This window comes from Streptomyces sp. NRRL B-24484 (genome assembly GCF_000717715.1).
Classification (GTDB): domain Bacteria; phylum Actinomycetota; class Actinomycetes; order Streptomycetales; family Streptomycetaceae; genus Kitasatospora.
Window position 1 is genome coordinate 75,984 of sequence record NZ_JOAI01000016.1, and the last position, 17,361, is coordinate 93,344.

Genomic DNA, 17,361 nt, shown 5'->3' on the forward strand with positions numbered 1-17,361 from the left:
CGCCCCGCGGCGCAGCGTGGCCGCCATGACCCTCCTCCACCGCCCCGCCCGCCCCGCCGCCCCGGCCGTCGTCCCGGCCACCGAACTCCCCGGCACCGCCCGGCTGCTGGGCATCGCCGGCGGCCGCCGCTACGCCCTCGCCGTCCTCGTCGACGCGCTCGGAGCCGGCCTGCTCCGCCCCTTCCTGCTGCTCTACGGTGTCGGGGTGCTCGGCCTCGGCGTCGGCACCGCCGGACTCGCGCTCTCCGCCGGCATGCTGGCCGGCCTCGCCGCCGTGCCGCTGACCGGGCGCTGGATCGACCGCGGTGCGCGGAGCCTGCCGGTGGCCGCGACCCTGCTCGTCCGCGCGGCCGGGGTGACCGTCCTGCTGGCGGCCACCGGACCGGCCGGGTTCACCGCGGCGGCCGTGCTGCTCGGCGTCGGCAGCCAGGCCTTTCCGACCGCGCACGCCGCGGTGGTCGCCGCCCTCACCGAGGGCCGCCTGCGGGACGCCGCCCTCGCCGCCGGACGGGCGCTGCGCAACGCGGGCCTCGGGGTCGGGGCGCTGGCCGCCACCGCGGCGACGGCGGGCGGCACCGGCGCCCTGCGGAACCTCGCCCTGGGCACCGCGCTCGCCTGCCTGCTGGCGGCCGGCCTGGTCTGGTCGCTGCGGCTCGCCGTGCCGCCGACCGCCGCCGAGGAGGCCACCGCGGTCGACGGGCCGGCCGCTGAGGGGCGGACGGGCACCGGCCTGCTGGGCCTGGCCAACCTGCCGTACGCCTTCTGCTTCGACGTGCTCGAAGTCGCCCTGCCCGCGCTGCTGGTGACCACCCTGCACGTCGCACCGGCCTGGTCCTCGGGCATCTTCGTCGGCAACACCGTGCTGGTGATCACCACCCAGCTCGCCGTGGTGCTGTGGATCTCCCGCCGCTCCCGGCGGTCCGTCCTGGCCGCCTCCGGCCTGGTGCTCGCCCTCTCCTACCTCGGCTTCTGGGCGGCCGGCACGCTCGGCGGCACCGCCGGGGCCGCAGCCGTCGCGGGTGTCGCGGTGCTCTACACCGCGGGCGAGATCCTCTACACCGGCACCGGCACCGCCCTGGTGGTCGCCGCCGCACCGCCCGCCCGCCTCGGCCGGGCCCTCGCCCGCTGGGAGCTCTCCGGCGGCCTCGGCCGCGCCGCCGCCCCCGCCGCCCTGACCGCCCTCCTCGCCGCCGGCCCCCACCTCCTGTGGCCCGTCCTCGCCGCCGCCACCATCCTCGGCGCCGCCCTCGTCCACCGCATCGGCCCCCGGGTGTGAGGGACACCACCGCCGAGGTGCCGCCCCCGGGCCGACCTCGGCCTCCGCGGTCGAGTGGGAGGACGTTGGGCGCCCACGGCAGCACGAGCGCAGGCTCGCCGTCCCCTTCGGCCGGGAGGCGGCGATCCCGGAGACGGTGGGTGTCGTGCTCGACACCGAGCCGCTCACCGCCTGGGTGCGCGGACGGCGCAGCCGCAGTCGGGGTGCTTGCCGGCCGGGGTATTTGTCAGGAGCCGGCGGAATGCCGCGTGCGGACGGGATTCGGACGGTTCGTGGGCCTGCCACGGTACTTCTGGCCGATCGTTTCGGGACAAGGCCCGCGTTTCTTCGTTGGCGGACGGTGCGGCAGACGGTCGCACAGAACGGGCCGAGGTCGGCCGGTGTCTCGTGCACGCCCGGCCGCATGCCGGATCCGCCCTTGGCCGCCGTTCGGTCGTCACACCGAATTGCTCCGTGAGGCACGTCCGGCGGACCCGCACGGTACGGGCACGGCGGCCGCCCGGTGAAGCCCGATCGCCGCGGGCGTTTGCCCGGCGCGGATGCCGCCCACTCCACTGATCGTCAGCCGCAGGACATCCGGGCGCCTCCGAATCGCTGTCGATCCGTCACCTCTGTTGCCGGTCATGGCCAATCTCTTTGGAGCGATTGGCGGGAACCGGGCGGTCGTTGGTCACGAACCATCAGTTGATCTTTTGACGCCGTGAAACCCAGTCGATAGCGTCCGCCTGTTCGAACCGGCGCGGGGGGCGTCGCGCCTCCCGAAATGTCTATTTCTGGAGTGCTTGTGCGTAGGGTTCACAGATCGGCGTGGCTGCTCGCGGCCGCGCTGGCCATACCTGGGGCGGTCGGCTCGGTGCCGGCGTCCGCCGCGGATGTCGTCGCACCGCTGGCGGTCGAGGGGTTCGCCTACCCGGATGCGGCGCGGCTCCTGGCGGAGCAGAACATCACCTTGAAGACCGGGGACGGGAACATCCGGCTCGCCGAGTGCAATGCGGCGTCGGGCCTGGTGTGGGTCTCCCGCAGGCAGGGCGGTGATGTCTGTTTCAAGGTCACCGGCGCTTCCGGCTACCTCGCGATGGAGATCTCCCAGGTCTACAAGATCAAGGGCGACGACCACGCGGTCAAGGCGATGCTCGACGCCAACGGCACCGTGAGCAGCGTCGACATCCTGAAGAACGAGTGGACCTCGGTCGGCGAGGGCGACTCGCCGACCGGCCAGCAGAAGTCCGTTCTGCTGGAACTCTCCGCCGGTGGTGGAACGGCGGCGGCTTCGTCCGGCGAGTTCGCGGCCGTCGGCTCGGTGGCGGTCGGCGCAGCCGGCCACGCCGGCTCCCGGGGCTGCACCGGCACGCTGGTCGATCCGCTGTGGGTGCTCACCTCGGCGGGCTGCTTCACCGACAATCCCGGTTCTCTGGCCGCGGGCGCACCGGCGGCGAAGAGCACCTTCACCGTGGGCGGCCGAGCCGTCGACATCAGCGAACTGGCCCCCCGGACCGACCGGGACGCCGTCCTGGCCCGCCTCGCCGCCCCGGTCACCGACATCGCCCCGGTGAAGCTCGCCACCACCGCCCCTGCGAGCGGTGCGGGCGTGAAGGTCGCGGGCTTCGGCCGCACCGCCACCGACTGGTGGTCGACCAAGGCCCGTACCACCGCCCAGACCCTGGGTGCGGTCTCGGCCACGGGTCTCGACATCACCCCCGCGAACGGTGCCGCACCGGTCTGCGCCGGTGACTCCGGCGCGCCGCTCCTCGCGGACCGCAACGGCACCACCGAACTGGTGGGCGTGGTCTCACGGTCCTGGCGGGGCGGCTGCCTGGGCACCCCGTCGGTCGAAACCCGCACCAACGCCACCGGTTCCCGCATCGACGACCTCGGCCAGTGGGTCCAGCAGACCCGGTTCCGTACCGCTTCGGTTGCGAACAGTTTCAGCAACCGCTGCCTGTACGTGAGCTGGCGCACCCCCGACAACGGCGGTCCGGCGCAGCAAGTGGGCTGCGACCGGCAGTTCGCCGACCAGGTGTGGAAGCTGGAACCGGTCACGGGCGGCGGCTACCAGTTCCGCAATCCGGTGACCAACCGCTGCCTGTTCGTGTCCTGGCGCACGCCTGGGAACAACGTGCCGGTGACCCAGTACGACTGCAACCCCGAGTGGGGCGACCAGGTCTGGTACCTCGACCCAGTGGCGAGCGGCGGCTACCAGATCCGCAACTCGGTGACCAACCGCTGCATGTACGTCTCGTGGCGCACGCCCGAGGACGGTGCACCGGTGCTCCAGTACGACTGCAACCCCGAGTGGGCCGACCAGGTCTGGAAGATCTGACGGCAGGTTCGGATGCCGCCTCCGCTTCCTGGCGACGGCGGCATCCGGGCCCTGCATCACCGCGCCCGTGGACGGACCGGGGCGGCAGTTCCACAGCGGGCACACAGAGGAAAGCTCGTGTGTGCGAAGGCTCGGGCCTGAAGAAGGTGCCGAGACCAGGGCGATCGGCGGGACGTGCGACATGTCGCTGCGACATGAGCGTTTGGCATCACCGGCCGGGGAGCCGGTGGTCGACATGATGGGATTTCAGATCTCTGATGAAAGTCACTGAGAACCGAAGGACAGGCCTACGACGCGGTGCCGTAGGGCTCGTCGCCGGAGGCCTGTTGGCAGGGCTGTTGGCGGTGCCGGCCGCGGCCGACACCGCTCCGGCGGCCGGGCCGGTCGCGGACCGGGTGACGGCGGTCGCGGCGTGGAAGGACGGTGGGCCAGCCGTCAAGCGTGCTGCCGAGACCGCACTTGCGGGCTCGGACGCGGACGTGCATGCGTTTGTGTCGTCGGGCAGGACGGCCGCGGCCGAACAGGACCTGCGTTCGCGGGTCGAGGAGTTGATCGCGGTCTCCGGGCCGGGCGTGCGGGAGGCGGCCACCAAGGCACTCGCCGGATCCGCCGCGGACCTGCAGAAGTTCATGGACAGCGGCTTCCGCCGCCCGTTCGAGGACGACCAGCGCGTGCTGGCGACCCAGATCATGTCGAACGGCGGACCGGGCGTGCGCGCCGCCGCCAACAAGGCCCTCGACGGCACCATCGACGACGTCAACGCGTTCCTGAACACCGCCCAGTACACGGCACGCGACGACGACGACCACGTCAAGGCGACCCAACTGCTGTCCACCGGCGGCCCGGAGGTGCGGAAGGCCGCCAACATCGCCCTGGACGGGTCGATCGACGACGTACGGGAATTCCTGCGCTACGGCTACCAGACCGCAGCCGCGCACGACCAGGAGACGTTGACGGTCGCTCAGCTGGCCGACCTGACCAAGAACGCCTCCAGCCGGGCCGGTGAGCAGGCCAAGACCGCGAAGGACGCCGCGGCAAAGGCCGTCGAGGCGACCGCGCTCGCCAAGCAGGCCGCCGAGCGGGCCGCCGCCGAGACCAAGGCCGCCCAGGGCGAGGCCGGCAAGGCGTCCAACGCCGCCGGTCGCGCCGCGGACGCCGCCGAGAGGGCGGCGAAGGCCGCGCGGCAGGCCTCCGACGCTGCCGCTGCCGCGAACGAGGCGGCCCGGCAGGCGGCCAGTGCGGCCGCCGACGCCGCCAAGGCCTCCGAGCTCGCGGGCGCCGCCGCCACCGCGGCCCGTTCCGCGGCAGGGAAGGCGGCCGACGACGCCTCGAAGGCCGAGATCGCCAAGCAGGCGGCGGTCGCTGCCCGCGATGCTGCCAGGTACGCCGGCAGCGCGGGCGAGGCTGCCGCGTGGGCCGGCCGTGCCGCGTCTCAGGCGAAGCTGGCCACGCAGGCGGCGAAGTCTGCCGGTGACAACGCGGACGCCGCGGCAGCAGCAGCGCTCGAAGCCTCGAACCAGTCCGGTGTGACCGGCGAGGCGGCCGACCGGGCCCGGCAGGCCGCGGACCGGGCCAAGGCCGCATCGGCCGAGGCCAAGCGGGCCGCGAACGCCGTCGCCAAGATCTCGGCCGATGCCGAGGCGGCGGCAGGGGACGCCAAGCGTGCCTCGGACGCCTCCGCCGCGCACGCCGCGGCGGCCGCCGCCGCCGCCGATGCCGCCGCCCAGCACGCCGGGGACGCGGCCAGTTCCACCGCCACGGCGCAGGCCGCCGCCACCGAGGCGGCGGCAGCCGCCGACACGGCGGCCGACACGGCCACCCAGGCGCACAAGGTCGCCGACATCGCCCGCGCCTCCGACCAGGAACGCCTGGCCGCGCAGCAGGCCGCGGAGGTCGCCAAGGCCCAGGAGGCCTACTTCGAGGAGGCCCGCAAGGCCAAGGCCGCTGCGTGGGAGTCCGGCAAGGCCACTGCATTCGCCGCCGATACCGAACGCCTCATCACCGAGGCCACCGCTGCCGGCGTCGAGCAGTCCACCGCCGTCGCCAAGGGCCGCCAGGCCGCCGTCCGCCTTCTCACCACGGGTGGCCCCTGGCTCCAGAGCGCAGCCCAGGCAGCTCTCGAAGGTCACGACGGCGACGTGCTCGCCTTCCTGAACACCGATCTCCCGCTGGCCCGCGAGCGTGACGACCGAGCCAGTGTCCTGGCGCTCGCACAGGGCTCCACCAAGCTGGAACAGCGGCTCGCCGCCGAGACCGCAGCAGTGGGCACCGTCGAACAGGTCCGAGCCTTCCTGGCCACCGGCGCCTACCCCGGCAAGGACGACGACGACCGCGTCCGGGCCACCCAGATCATGTCCACCGGCGGACCCGGCGTCCGAGCGGCCGCCAACAAGGCCCTCAACGGCACCATCGAGGACGTTCGCGCGTTCCTGGCCACCGGCCAGTACGCCGCGCGCAACGACGACAACCGCGTCCTGATCACCCAGGCCATGTCCACCGGCGGCCCCGAGGTCAAGGCAGCGGCCCAGGCCGTCCTGTCCGGTCCCGCCTCCGGCCTCGAACCGTTCCTGACCGTCGGGCTGCCCAAGGCCCGCCAACGCGACGCCTTCACCGCGGCCCACGTCGCGACCGTCTCCGCCTACCTGCAGGCCATCGACGGCAACGTCGCCCTGGCCCGCAAGTACGCCGCCGAGGCGGCCCAGTCGTACGCCACCGCCCGCGGCGCCGCCAGCGAAGCCGCCGGCTACGCCAACCAGGCCCAGACCTCCGCCACCCAGGCCGCCGACTGGGCCGCCAAGGCGGCCGAATCCGCCCGCCAGGCCCAGGCCTCCGCCACACAGGCCGCCGGCTACGCCAAACAGGCCCGCACCGCCGCCGCGTCCGCCGAGGCGGCGGCCCGCAGCGCCGACGTATCCGCCAGTGCTGCCGCCGGATACGCACGGCAGGCCCGGCAGGACGCCAGCGACGCCAAGACCTACGCCGACCAGGCCCGGAACTCGGCGATCGCCGCCGGAAAGAGCGCCGAAGAAGCCCGTCAGGCTGCCGACCAGGCCTGGGCGGAGGTGTGGAAGAACCGTCAGGTCACTACTGACGAAGGAAAGATGCAGAGCCAGACGGCCGTCGTCGACGACAACGGCCGGGTCTCCTTCGTGATGGTGGTTCAGCGGCCCGACATGAAGCAGGACTACGTCGAGCACGGGACCAACTGCGTCGAGTACGACCCGGAATTCATGGCCGTCCTCCTCAGCAACTGGAAGGAGGGCAAGGACGGGCACCTCTACTGCGACCAGCCCGTGACCGTCACGGTCTCCGGCACCGTCGACTACTACTTGAAGACCTGCCCGGAACCCAACCTCACCATCGCCGCCTGCCAGGGCAAGTACTCGACGTGGGACACGATCCTGCTCGACACCCGCACGCTCAGCAATGAGCACTACGAAACCACCGTCGAGAAGCAGTACAAGAGCACCAGGCAGTTCATCCTCGAAGCGATCACCAGCGACTTCGTCAAGTGCTGGAACAACCCAGGCCTCAACGGTCCATGCGCCTGGGCGGCCTCAAACTTCATCCCCTACGGCACCCTCGCCAAGGGCGCCAAGGCCGTCGTCGCCTTCCGCTACGCGCTTGAGACCGGCGTCGCCCTCGAGGACGCCAAACTGGCCCTCCAGGCCAGCCTCGAGGGCTTCAAGGACGCAACCGTCGGCAAACTGCTGGCCACCGCGGATGCCATCGCCGCGTTCCGACTGACTCTGAAGGACGGCAAGGGCGTTGACGAGTCACTTGCCGCCCTCCGCAAGAACCCCAGCATCGCCCCGGAGACCCTCCGTCAGCTCGAGACGGAGAAGAAGCTCACCGATGTGATTCGGGCGTCCTGCCCGACCGGCAATAGCTTCCCGGCAGGCACCAAGGTCCTCATGGCGGACGGCACCGCGCGTGCAATCGAGACCGTCCGGGTCGGTGACCTCGTCCTCGCGGCCGATCCGCTGACCGGTGCCCGCGGGCCCCGGGCGGTGACGGCCACCATCTACACTCCCGACGATCGCGACTTCGCGGAACTGACAGTCACGCACGGTGACGGAACCTCGGGCAAGATCACCGCCACCGCCCACCATCCGTTCTGGGTCCGATCCACCGCCACGTGGACCGACGCCGCGAACATCCGCCCGGGCGACACGCTCCGTACCGATGCCGGCGACGCGGTCGCCGTGTCCTCGGTCCGGAAGTGGAGCGGACTCGAAGCCGCATACAACCTCACCGTCGACGAACTGCACACCTACCACGTGATGGCCGGGACCACCGCGGTCCTGGTGCACAACTCCGGCTCTGCTTGCCCGCTGATCGGTGTTCCGGCAGCCGCGTTCGACCGTGTGATGGCAAGGCTGAGCAATCTCCGGATCGGCGACAAGCGAATCGTCTTCTCCGTCGAGGCCTTCGGCTCAAGGGCTGGAAGCACGTTCAGGAGGCCTGACGGGCCCACGCCTGATTCCGACCTCGATCTGCTGGCGACCATCGACCCTGCCGAGTTGACAGGCAGGAACCAAGCCTGGATAGATCAGACGATCCAGTCCATCAAGGACGACTTCAAGGCTGAGACCGGCATCACGCTCAGCCTGCATTATCCCGACAATGTCACGATGTTTAGGAAATCGATCGAGGGTGCGGAGTACCTTCCGATCCCGCTCGGCTGAGAGAGGCGACATGGTGGTTCTCACGGTGGACGGCACGGAGATCTCGCTGGGCCACACCCAGCGCCTCCGACAGCAGTCGCCCTATCCTGGCGGCCACCGATACCGGGTCGTCATCGAGGGCCCGGCGACGACGGGAAGGTGGTTCACCGATGTGGCGTCGGAGACTGATCTGAGTGATCAGGACCAGTGGATGATTCTCCGCGGACTCGACCGCGTGGTCGGGAGCGAGAAGATCGAGGAGGTCCCTGCTGAATTCCTCCTCAACTCCGTCGACTCCTTCGTCCGCGACGGTGACCGTATCTGCATCGAGGGCGTCTGCTCGGAGGTAGTGCCTCCGCGCCGCTGAGCCTGCTTTCTCACGGAACGGCGGTGGGCCGGTACCGACACCTGTCGGTACCGGCCCACCGCCGTCTTGGCGACCCGGACGCGGCTCGTCGGCCAGGTTCATGTGCACCCCGTCGCCGAACACCTGACGCCGTTGTGGCACGCCTGTCGCCGGTTACCGGCGCCGCGACCGTGCCGTTGAGCGCCCAGTCCCGCTGCTTCTGCAGGGAAACCTCCAGGAGCCGGCTGGCCGGCCACGGCTACGGCGCCGGTGCCGGGCGGGGGATGCGGGCTCCGCGGAGCAGTTCGCGGGCGTGGCCGGCGCCGACCCGGTTGCGTTCCGCGGCGGCCGCGTCCACCCGGGCGGGCGGGAGGTCCGGCGGCAGCCCCCGGGGTGCCGGTGCCGCCGCGGGCGCGGCCGCGGGCATGCCGCGCTGCAGACGGGTGCGGAGCAGGGCCTGCGGGGAGTGGACGCGCTCGGGCAGGCCGGCCAGCAGGGTGTGCAGGAGGCGGTGCGGTCGGGCGTCCCGGGTGAGCCAGTCGGCCGCCAGCGGGGCGAGGGCAGCGGCCTCGGCCGCACTGAGGCGCAACCGTGTGTCGTGCCGGGCGAGTTCGAGGAGCAGTCGGGCCTCGGGCCCGCAGGCCCCGTCGGGGGGTGGAGTGTTCTCCGCAGTCTTGGAATCGGGTGAAGTGCCGACCTGCCGACCCCTCGACCGGCCGAGTGCCGGGATCCGACGCGCAGGAGACGGCGGGGTGTCCCCGGCCGCCGCGGTGCGGTCCTTCGCGGCGGTCCGGTCGTTCGCGGCGGCGCCCTCCCAGGCGGCGGCGATCTCCTCGGCGGTGCGGAGCGGGACGGAGGTGACCATGACGTCCGTCGTCCAGGTGCCCTTGACGGGGTGCTGGTGGCGGCGGACGTGCAGGTAGCCCTCGTCGATCAGCTGGCTGCGGGCGCGGGAGACCGCGATGCGTCCCTCGGCCATCCGGTGACCGATCGTCAGGACGGTCTCCCGGGAGCCGGGCGGCAGCGAGAGCGCCCACAGCAGCAGGGTCTTGGCGGTGGACCGCAGACGCGGGTGCCGGACGATCTCGTGGGATGCCCGGACATACCGGTCGGGCGCGATAAAGTGGACGTGCATGTGGAGGTCTTGCTCCCGTGCCGGGCCCCGGGGTGTTGGCGCACCGCCGGGGTCAACTTTTGATCCGTAGCCGGACGGTAGCACAGCGTGACGCCGCGGTGCATGGCCGCAGGTCGGGGCCGTGGACGGGTCAGCCGGAGCCGTGGGCGTACCGGGCCGGCGGGGTGCCGACCGCGGCGGTGAAGTCGCGGGTGAGGTGGGCCTGGTCGGCGTAGCCGAGGTCCGCGGCGAGGGCCGCCCAGTCGACGTCCGCGCCGCTGTCGGCGTGCCGGGCCGCCTCGTGCAGGCGGGCCCGCCGCAGCACCCACTTCGGCGAGGCGCCGACGTACTCGGCGAACAGACGCTGCAACTGCCGTACTCCGAGGCCGAACTCCGCCGCGAGGTCGTCGACCCGGTGCAGTTCGGGGGCGGAGGCGATCCGTTCGACCATGGCGGCGACCCGGTCGGCCGTCGGATCGGGCTCCGGCAGCCGGGCGAGCAGGAAGGCGTCGGCGAGGGCGCGGAGCCGTTCGGGGTCGGCGGGGCCGCCCGTGATCTCCTCGTTCAGCCGGTCGGCCTCCGGGCCGAAGAACTCGGCGGCGGGCACGGACCGGTCGGCGAGGCCGGAGACCGGGCGGTCGGTGAACGGCCGGAAACCGCCGGGCCGGAACTTCACCCCGAGCGCGTGCCCGCGCCCCTCCAGCCGGCGGACGAACAGCGAACGGTCGACCCCGTAGACCCTCGCCCGGGGCTCCTCGAAGACCAGGTGCACATGGGGGTGGGCGAGCACCTTCTGCTCGTACGGCGGGCCGCCCCGGCGGTCCCAGCGGACCAGCCAGTAGAGCTCGGCGAAGCGGTCCGCCCCCGGGGCGGGCGCGCGACGGTCCAGCTCGATCACGGCCGCGGCCCGGCCGGGGTGGAGCACCCCGCGTCCGAGGTCCGGTGCTGTCATGCCGGCCAGGGTAGTCCGCACGGCGCGGCCCGGCCGTCGCGTTTCTTCAAGACCGCGGCCGGGGTGCCGGCGGAGGATCGACCGCATGAACGGTCACCCCCTGCACCCCCGGATGTCCAGTGCCGCCGCCGAGGCCGCCCGCATCGCCCGCGGCGTGCGCCCCGAGCACCTGGACGGGCCCACCCCCTGCACGGACTTCGACACCCGGGCCCTGGTCAACCACTGGGTGCTGTACACCTCGCACGGCCTGGAGCACCGCGCCCTGCGCACCCCGCTCCCCGACGACCTGGTGGCGACGGACTTCACCACCGACGCAGGCTGGGCCGAGGCCTACGCCGCGCAGCTGGACCGGGCCGTCGGGGCGTGGGCCGACCCGGCCGCCTGGGAGGGCGAGGTGGACCTCGGCGGCACGCCCGTCCCGGCCGAGTCGATCGCCAAGATGCTGATCAAGGAGATGGTGCTGCACGGCTGGGACGTCGCCCGCGCCACCGGCACCGAGGTCGAGGTGCCCGACGACCTGGCCGAACTGGTCCTCGCCGTGGTCGAGGAGAACGCGGAGCTCTACCGGCAGTTCGGCGGCTTCGCCGACCCCGTCCCGCTCCCCGCCGGAGCCCCCCTGCTCCACCGCGCCCTCGCCGCCTCCGGCCGCGACCCGCACTGGACCCCGAAGCAGGCGTGACCCGGGGCCCGTCCCGCCGCCGCCAGCCGCGGGACGCCCCGGTCACCGGGTGTCGGTGTGCTGCAGGATGCGACGGACGTCGTGGACGTGGTGGTGGCCGTCGTGGGCGTTGTTGCGGGCGATCGTCCCGGCGGGCTGGGGGCCGCGGGTGGCGTGCCGCAGCACCGTGCCCGCCTCGACGGCGGCCGTCACCGACTCCGTCCAGGCGCGCACCGCGTGGTCGAGCGACCAGAGGGCGGCGGCCGGGGCGATTTCGGAGTAGCGGCGGCCGCGGCCGACCAGGTCGGGGTCGTACCCGGCGACGTCGACCGCTCCGGCCAGTCGGGCGCCGGCGAGCCGCTCGGCCCAGATCCGCAGGTTGTCGGTGACGTGGCTGACGTAGGCCGCCGGTGACCACTCCAGCTCCGGGTGGAGCTCCCGGCCAGTCCGGCCGTCCAGCAACTCCCGGAACCGCCCGGGCAGTTCACCCACCACCGCGATGCACTCCGCGGGCGTCGCCGACCAGGCGAAGCCGCAGGCCGTGCACGGGTCCCCGTACAGTGCCGCCCCCCATGTCTCCATGGCTCCGCACTGTACCCGAACCGTCGTGCGGCCCCGCCGGGGTCGGTGCGGGATCAGCCCGCGGTGTTGAGGGTGTCGTCGATCCGGGCCGCCTGTTCCTGCATCCGGATCCGGATCGTGCGCAGTTCGTCCCGGTGCTCGGCCATCAGGGCGTGCTGCCGGTCCACCTCGGCGGCGAACCAGATGCCGACCACGTTGCCCTGCTGCTTGCAGGCGACGTCCGCCTCGGCCGTCCGCTGCTCGTCACGGCCCGGGCTCTCCCCCGCGAAGGCCGGATCGTTGACGGCGTCCAGGGGCGTGCCGTAGTGGAAGCCCTTGGCGAGCATGCAGGCGGACCAGCCACGGAAGGCCTCCTTCACGGCGGGCACCTGCTGCGACTCGGTGAGGCTCCTGGCGGCGATCTCGCGCACCAGCGGGGCGTCGCCGAGGAAGGCCGCCGGCCCGGACAGCTGCCTCGTCATCTCGCCCGTGCAGCCGCCCGGTTGAACCGTTCCGGAGCCGTAGGGCGCGGGTACGCCGTCGTTGTCGCCGGGCTTCCCGCTGCCGTGCAGCACGAGCCCGTACCCCGGGTCGGAGTTCTCGGGCGAGGGCGTGGCCGAGGGCGTGGCCAGCCAGCCGGGGTCGGCCGGGCCGAAGTGGTACCCGGTGGTCCTCGCCTGCTGCGCGCTGGTCGCCCCGTACCGCATCTGGGTCAGCGTGGTGGGGCCGCTGCGGGCCGCCACCGGCCGGTCGGCTAGCGCCAGGCCGTAGCGGTGCATGCACTGGTCGACCAGCTTCCGAGCGGCGCGGTCGAGTTTGAGCTGCTCCGCCGGCGCGAGCAGGTAGTCGGCCACCGGCAGGTGCAGGTCGACGCTGTCCGTCACGGTGGGGGTGGCCGCCGGGGTGGCGGCCGCGGAGGCGGCGTCGGCGGAGCCGGAGCAGCCGGTGGCCGAGGCGAGGACGGCCGCCGCTCCCAGGGCGGCCGCCAGCGCGGTCAGGAGGCGGGATGGTCCGGGCATGCCTGGGTGCTCCTCGGGGGCGGGTGCGGATGGGCGCGGGCGGTCCGTGGCGGTGCCGGCCGGCGGTGACTCGGCCGAACGTGGCGAGGGCGCCGCCGAGGCCGACGGCGGGAGCAGCCTTGGTGCGCATCGCATGCATCCGGGTGCCGACCCGAAGAACGCTAACCGTGCGATTTGCCGGCGGGCAAAGCCGTTTGCTTAGGAACGAACCTTGGGATCACCGGCAGGGCTCGCAGGTGAATGCGGACACTTCGCGGGCGCGCAGCCGGGCGTTGTGCACGAGCAGCCGCCCGTAGAGTTCCTGGTCGATGCCCTCGGCGGTGCGACTGGTGAGCGGTGCGGCGTCCGGCCCGGCGGAGAGCAGGGCGTCGCCGAGGAGGCGGCCGTCGGGCACGGCGTCGGCGGCGGCCAGGAGTTCGCCCGCCGGGGCCTCGGCCGGGTCGATCAGGTTGGTCACCAGGCCCGCCGCGATGACCCGCAGCGGCACGCCGCGCGGCCGGACGAGGAACGAGCCGTCCGCGAGCCGCCGTTCGGGCTGCATCGGCAGCCGGACGGTCGGCATCCGCCAGGCGAGGCCCGTGCCGCGGGCCGCCGCCGCGGCGGCCAGCGCGTGGTCCGGGGCCGGCCCCTGGACGACCAGCAGGGTGTCCGGCCCGACCGACCGGAGCAGGGTGGCGGCTGCGCCGGGTCCGTCCCAGGCGGCGTCGACGACCTCGCCGGTGCCGCCGTGCAGCAGCCCGGTGACCGCGAGCCGCGGTGCGGCGGAGACGTGCCGGGCGGCCGCCGTGCGCTGCTCGGCGAGCAGGTGCAGGGCCCGGCCCCGCCAGTGCGGCGCCGCGCCGCGGCGCCCCGGTGCGACCGGCTCGCCGTAGGAGCCGTGGGGGTCGTGGGAGCCGTCGGGGTCGTGGCAGTCCTGGACGTCTTGCGTGCCGTGGACGCCGTGGGCGGTGCGCAGCGCGGAGTCGCGGAACAGCACCTCCATCGGGCCGCTGCCCAGGCGTTCGCGCGCCTGGAAGATGGCGGCCTTGCCGGCCGACGGGCCGGGCTGGCTCAGCCCCGCGCGGCGCAGGCCCGCCTCCAGGCGGCGCATCACGTCCAGGTAGGGCGCGGGCGAGAAGGCGGCCATCGCGAGCACGAAGTAGACCATGCGGCGGGCCGGCAGCAGGCGGCGTCTGCGTTCGGTGCGCCCGCAGACCGCGACCGCCGCGTCCACGAGCTCGGGCGGGTAGCTGCGGACGAGGAGGTCCACCACGGCCGTGTCCGCGTCGCCGCGGTCGTCGGCCCCGGTGGTGGCGGTGTCGTAGGACAAGGGCATCCCCGGTGGTGAGTCGGTGCGGCCGGGGCCGCGCCCGGTGCGGCGCCGGGCGCGGCCCCTGACGAAGTCTCGCCACCACGCGTATCCGCGCGGTAGCGCGGGGGTAGCGGCGCCGCGCGACAGGCACCATGATCAGTTATGTCCATGTCACGAATGTGGCGTGTGCATGAGTGATCGAATTCACACCATCCGTACACACAGTGAAGGAACACCGGACACATCTCGTGAGTTTCCCGAGCGAACTGTCGACCCGTCAGCTGAGGAGACCCTGTGGCCCGCAAACCGCGCCCCGTCGATCCGGCCGACGGCCCGGTACAGGCCTTCGCCTTCGACCTGCGACTCGTCAGGGAGCGGGCAGGGAACCCCACTTACCGGGTTCTGGCCGACCGGGCCGGCTTCGGCGCGACCACCTTGAGCGACGCCGCGGGCGGCGTCCGGTTCCCCAGCCTGGAGGTCGCCCAGGCGTACGTGGGCGCCTGCGGCGGCGACGTGACCGAATGGACCAAACGCTGGCACGAGGTCGACAAACGGCTGGCCTCCGACGCGGTGGCACCGGCCCCCGCCGAGCCCGCACCGGCCTCCCCGCCCGCTGCCACGCCCGCACCCGGTGACGAGTCACCCGCCGAAGAGGGGGCCGGAGCCGCGACCGTGTCCGGACCCGCACCGGCGGCCCCGTCCACGGCCGTCGTGCCGACCGACGCGACCGCCGCCGTGCCGGCCGCCGGCGACCCCGGCGGGGACGGAGCCGATCCGGCGCCGCCCGCCCCCGGGTCCGGACTCCCCGTGGACCTCGCCGAGTCCGGCCCCGCACGCCGGTGGCCGGTCGGCTGGACGACCGCGGGCACCGCCGCCGTGCTCGCCCTGACCGTCGTCCTCGTCATGGTGGTGGTGCGGTCCGCCTCCTCCGATGCGAAGCAGCACGAGGCCAATCCGGCCGCGGCCGTGTCCTCCTCCGCCACAGCGGCCTCCGGGGTCGGCTGCCCGGCCCCGGACGGCGCCTCCGCCGCGCTCTTCGCCGGCGAGACGTACAACGCCACCACCCGCGTGCGCGCCGGCGCCAGCCTCAGTGCGGACGTCGTCGCCCAGCTGCCGAGCGGGTGCCGGCTCGCCCTCACCGGCTTCTGCCTGGGGGACGTCGTGGTCGACACCACCTCGGGCTCGCCCGACGTCCGGTGGTTCCGCGTCGCCTCCGGAGGCTACGTCTCCTCCGCCGTCGTCCACGGCAACCCGCCCGCCGGCCTGCGGCCCGCGGACTGCCCGGACGGGGTCGCCCCGCCGTCCTCGATCGCGCTCGCCGCGGCAGCCCCCGCCGGCGCACCCGGCGCGGTGGAACTCCACGCCACCGGCGACCACGTGGCGATCGTCGGCTACGCCGCCTACCTGCCCCGATCGGGCAGCGCCATGCCGCAGTGGCAGCAGATCGGCTTCACCTCCGAGGCGGCCACCGGCTTCAAACTGACCTGGCGGCCCACCCCCGCCGAGGGCAAGGGGGAGGGCAACGGTTCGGCCGTGCCGATGGTGGCCGTGGCCTGCTTCGGCGGTGACGGCGCGACGGCGGTCGCGGACGCCCGGCTGATCGGCGAGCCCGTGCCCTCCGGTGGCCTGCCGCCGGCGGACCTCCCCGAGGCGGACCTGGCCCGCGCCCGGAAGGCCGCCTGCCGCTACCCGGACCAGGGGCACGGCTGACGCTCCTCGTCCACGGGGTGTCCGGACCGCCGGAACGGGTCGGGGAGCGAGGAGGCCGAGGAGGGCGAGGAGGCGGAGCCAGGACTCTGACGGCACATCACCACCGTTTCGTCGGGCGGGTTCCGGCCGCGCGACCGGGGCGCTACGCGGGCGGCGGAGGATGCGGACCACTGCGGTGCGGCGGAGGAAGCGATCCCGCCGCCGTCCCGCAGCGGCCCCACAACGCCCCTTCGCCCCTTCGCCCTTGAGGAGAACGGTGATACCCACGTTCGTCCTGCGCCGGACAGCTCCGTTGGCCGTCGCCGCGGTCCTCGCCCTCGGCCTCACCGCCTTCGCCCCGGCGCCGTCCGCCTCCGCTGCCCCGGCCGCTCCGACTGCCGCCACGGCCTCCGCCGTCCCGGCCGCTCCCGCCCCGGTCGCCACCACGGCGGCGGCGGCGAGCGCGGCCGCCCGGCTCGCCGCCGCCAACGTCGGCCGCTCCGCCGGTACCTGTGCCGACGAGCCGACCCGCAACACCCTGGGCGGCGCCCAGTTCGAGAACAGCTGCGTCGGCTGGGCCGGCGTCCCCGAGTACTGGTGCGCCGACTTCGCGATCTGGGCCTGGCGCAACGCCGGCCTCGCCGTGACCGGACTCGACGCCTCCGCGGTCAGCTTCCGCACCTACGGACAGAACAACGGCACGCTGCACACCGAGGCCTCCTACCAGCCGCAGCCCGGGGACGCCGTGATCTACGGCACCGGCACCGGCTCGGGCACCGTCGTCCACCACGTCGGGATCGTCACCTCGGTCGGCGCGGACGGCTCGGTGGTCACCGCCAACGGCGACTGGAACGGCGCCCCGAACGCCGCCGACGAGCCCGCCTTCGCCAAGAGCTCCTCCGTGGTGTCGCTGACGGTCCCGGCCGCCCAGCGCGCGGTCGGCAGCGTGCCCGGCACGGTCGACCCCGGCCACGGCTACCGCATCGACGGCTACATCACCCCGGTCGTGACCTCCACCGCCAACCCGTACAGCCCGGCCCAGGTCTGCGGCCCCGGCTTCGGCGTGATCGACTCGCACTCCCTCGGCGGCGCCACCGCCTACCTGCTGTACGAGGCCTCCGGCGGCCGCAACTGCGTGGTCACGCTGGCCGACCGGCCCTCCGGCGCCGTCCCGATGGACGCCACGCTCAAGGTGCAGGGCGGTGTGGCCGCCGACAACCCCGGCAGCTACACCTACTACGCGGGCCCGGTGACCCTGGACGCCGCCGGCACCTGCGTCGACTGGGGCGGCTCCTACCGCGGCACCACCTGGACGAGCGGCTGGAGCCACTGCGGCTGAGCCCCGGTTGACCGGAATTGATTGACCGGCGCGGGCGGCGGCCCGGCCAATCGGCACCGCCGCCGCCCGCACCCGCGCCGCGCAACCCGCCCCGGAGCATGCCCGGAGCCCGGCGCCGCCCGGCCGCGA

The 17,361-nt window shown here is 73.8% G+C and carries 12 protein-coding genes; 7 read left to right on the forward strand and 5 right to left on the reverse strand.

Going from position 1 to position 17,361, the window contains the following annotated elements; translation table 11 throughout:
- The first annotated feature begins 25 nt into the window (after positions 1-25).
- From IE98_RS0116610 to IE98_RS0116625, 4 genes are all read left to right on the forward strand, one after another.
- A complete protein-coding gene (locus IE98_RS0116610) occupies positions 26-1,276 on the forward strand; it encodes an MFS transporter (protein WP_052390595.1) in 1,251 nt (416 codons plus the stop codon).
- A 784-nt stretch (positions 1,277-2,060) separates the two neighbouring features.
- The gene (locus IE98_RS44660; RefSeq protein ID WP_159400937.1) at positions 2,061-3,596 is read left to right on the forward strand and encodes a trypsin-like serine protease; all 1,536 of its coding nucleotides are present in this window, start codon (positions 2,061-2,063) and stop codon (positions 3,594-3,596) included.
- 326 nt (positions 3,597-3,922) lie between these two features.
- Positions 3,923-8,284, forward strand: a complete 4,362-nt coding sequence (locus IE98_RS44665; protein ID WP_159400938.1) for a polymorphic toxin-type HINT domain-containing protein — start codon at positions 3,923-3,925, stop codon at positions 8,282-8,284.
- A 10-nt stretch (positions 8,285-8,294) separates the two neighbouring features.
- Positions 8,295-8,630, forward strand: a complete 336-nt coding sequence (locus IE98_RS0116625) for a hypothetical protein (RefSeq protein WP_030269642.1) — start codon at positions 8,295-8,297, stop codon at positions 8,628-8,630.
- 238 nt (positions 8,631-8,868) lie between these two features.
- On the opposite strand, the gene IE98_RS42520 is transcribed toward IE98_RS0116625, so the two are convergent.
- The gene (locus IE98_RS42520) at positions 8,869-9,744 is read right to left on the reverse strand and encodes a hypothetical protein (RefSeq protein WP_052390598.1); all 876 of its coding nucleotides are present in this window, start codon (positions 9,742-9,744) and stop codon (positions 8,869-8,871) included.
- Between the two features lie 130 nt (positions 9,745-9,874).
- A complete protein-coding gene (locus IE98_RS51940; protein ID WP_030269645.1) occupies positions 9,875-10,675 on the reverse strand; it encodes a helix-turn-helix domain-containing protein in 801 nt (266 codons plus the stop codon).
- Positions 10,676-10,760: 85 nt separating this feature from the next.
- On the opposite strand from IE98_RS51940, the gene IE98_RS0116640 reads away from it, so the two are divergent.
- Entirely contained in the window at positions 10,761-11,354 is a 594-nt protein-coding gene (locus IE98_RS0116640; protein WP_030269647.1) for a TIGR03086 family metal-binding protein, read from the forward strand.
- 42 nt (positions 11,355-11,396) lie between these two features.
- Here the strand turns inward: IE98_RS0116640 and IE98_RS0116645 are convergent, their stop codons facing one another.
- The 3 genes from IE98_RS0116645 to IE98_RS0116655 all read right to left on the reverse strand — a co-directional run bounded on the left by IE98_RS0116645 (position 11,397) and on the right by IE98_RS0116655 (position 14,222).
- The gene (locus IE98_RS0116645) at positions 11,397-11,915 is read right to left on the reverse strand and encodes a DinB family protein (RefSeq protein WP_030269649.1); all 519 of its coding nucleotides are present in this window, start codon (positions 11,913-11,915) and stop codon (positions 11,397-11,399) included.
- Between the two features lie 53 nt (positions 11,916-11,968).
- On the reverse strand, positions 11,969-12,913 hold the full coding sequence (locus IE98_RS0116650; protein ID WP_030269651.1) for a hypothetical protein: 945 nt from the start codon (positions 12,911-12,913) through the stop codon (positions 11,969-11,971).
- Positions 12,914-13,130: 217 nt separating this feature from the next.
- Positions 13,131-14,222 carry a transposase domain-containing protein gene (locus IE98_RS0116655; RefSeq protein WP_030269652.1) on the reverse strand — a complete coding sequence of 364 codons (1,092 nt, stop codon included), beginning with the start codon at positions 14,220-14,222 and terminating at the stop codon, positions 13,131-13,133.
- Positions 14,223-14,498: 276 nt separating this feature from the next.
- Here IE98_RS0116655 and IE98_RS44670 point away from each other — a divergent pair, with 276 nt between their 5' ends.
- Positions 14,499-15,914, forward strand: a complete 1,416-nt coding sequence (locus tag IE98_RS44670; protein WP_052390599.1) for an XRE family transcriptional regulator — start codon at positions 14,499-14,501, stop codon at positions 15,912-15,914.
- A 256-nt stretch (positions 15,915-16,170) separates the two neighbouring features.
- Positions 16,171-17,232: a CHAP domain-containing protein gene (locus IE98_RS46325; RefSeq protein WP_159400939.1), complete on the forward strand. Its 1,062-nt coding sequence runs from the start codon at positions 16,171-16,173 to the stop codon at positions 17,230-17,232.
- The last annotated feature ends 129 nt before the right edge of the window (positions 17,233-17,361 follow it).

Bases quoted from the DNA above. Each gene is read 5' to 3' on its own strand.
- IE98_RS0116610 (WP_052390595.1), top strand. From the start codon at position 26: ATGACCCTCCTCCACCGCCCCGCCCGCCCCGCCGCCCCGGCCGTCGTC.
- IE98_RS42520 (WP_052390598.1), bottom strand. From the start codon at position 9,744: ATGCACGTCCACTTTATCGCGCCCGACCGGTATGTCCGGGCATCCCAC.
- IE98_RS0116645 (WP_030269649.1), bottom strand. From the start codon at position 11,915: ATGGAGACATGGGGGGCGGCACTGTACGGGGACCCGTGCACGGCCTGC.
- IE98_RS0116640 (WP_030269647.1), top strand. From the start codon at position 10,761: ATGAACGGTCACCCCCTGCACCCCCGGATGTCCAGTGCCGCCGCCGAG.
- IE98_RS0116650 (WP_030269651.1), bottom strand. From the start codon at position 12,913: ATGCCCGGACCATCCCGCCTCCTGACCGCGCTGGCGGCCGCCCTGGGA.
- IE98_RS0116625 (WP_030269642.1), top strand. From the start codon at position 8,295: ATGGTGGTTCTCACGGTGGACGGCACGGAGATCTCGCTGGGCCACACC.
- IE98_RS51940 (WP_030269645.1), bottom strand. From the start codon at position 10,675: ATGACAGCACCGGACCTCGGACGCGGGGTGCTCCACCCCGGCCGGGCC.